At 56.0% G+C, this 687-nt stretch carries 3 protein-coding genes; all 3 read right to left on the bottom strand.

The window, feature by feature from the left end:
* Positions 1 to 186 (bottom strand): hypothetical protein (locus tag HP556_RS00180; RefSeq protein ID WP_478134408.1); only part of this gene is annotated, 186 nt, incomplete at its 3' end.
* Entirely contained in the window at positions 183 to 389 is a 207-nt protein-coding gene (locus tag HP556_RS00185) for a phage head-tail joining protein (RefSeq protein WP_000198149.1), read from the bottom strand. The genes HP556_RS00180 and HP556_RS00185, both read right to left, overlap by 4 nt.
* Positions 386 to 687: terminase gpA endonuclease subunit (locus tag HP556_RS00190; RefSeq protein WP_175365475.1), on the bottom strand; the 302-nt coding region annotated here is incomplete at its 5' end. The genes HP556_RS00190 and HP556_RS00185, both read right to left, overlap by 4 nt.

The following is a 687-nucleotide window of genomic DNA, read 5'->3' on the forward strand; positions in this document are numbered from 1 at the left end:
ATCGTCTGCGCGGGCATTGCCACGGGTAAAGTTGGGCAACAGGGCTGCATCCACACTTTCACTCGGTGGGTTCCACGACCGCAACTGCCCTCCAAATCCGCTGCCACCGCCGTGATAACCGGCATATTCGCGCAGCGATGTCATGCCGTCCGGCCCCAGAAGGGTGGGAATGGTGGGCGTTTTCATACATAAAATCCTGCAGGTCCCCTGCGTCGCTGTGTCATGCCGGTCTGCACTTCCAGCTCTGCAATATATTTTTTCAGGTCAGACACGGAAGTGGCCGTAAACTCCACCCTTCGTCCGTCTTTCTGTACTGTTGCCACCCGTTTACCTGTCATCAGGTCATGCAGTGCCGCACGGGCAGCGGCAAGTTCTTCCTGTCGCGTCATTCATCCTCTCCGGATAAGGCACGGGCGTAATCTGCCAGTGTTTTCTTGTTGGTTGCTGCACCATCCTCTTCCTGCAGGCTCGCCAGCAGCGCACTGAGATCCAGCTGCCAGCGGGAAATACTGATGCGCAGCGCCGCCAGCGCATAAACGAAGCAGTCGAGTGCCTCATTGCGTCGCTTTTTGCTGTCCCACAGTATTTTTTTCCTGCCATCCACCCATTTTTCGACCTGCTCTTCAGCAGTCAGCTGCTGCGCTTCGGTCAGATCAAAAATATCCGGGTTATTCGGGAAGTGAACGG

This window comes from Tardiphaga robiniae (assembly GCF_013359755.1).
Taxonomy (GTDB): domain Bacteria; phylum Pseudomonadota; class Alphaproteobacteria; order Rhizobiales; family Xanthobacteraceae; genus Tardiphaga; species Tardiphaga robiniae.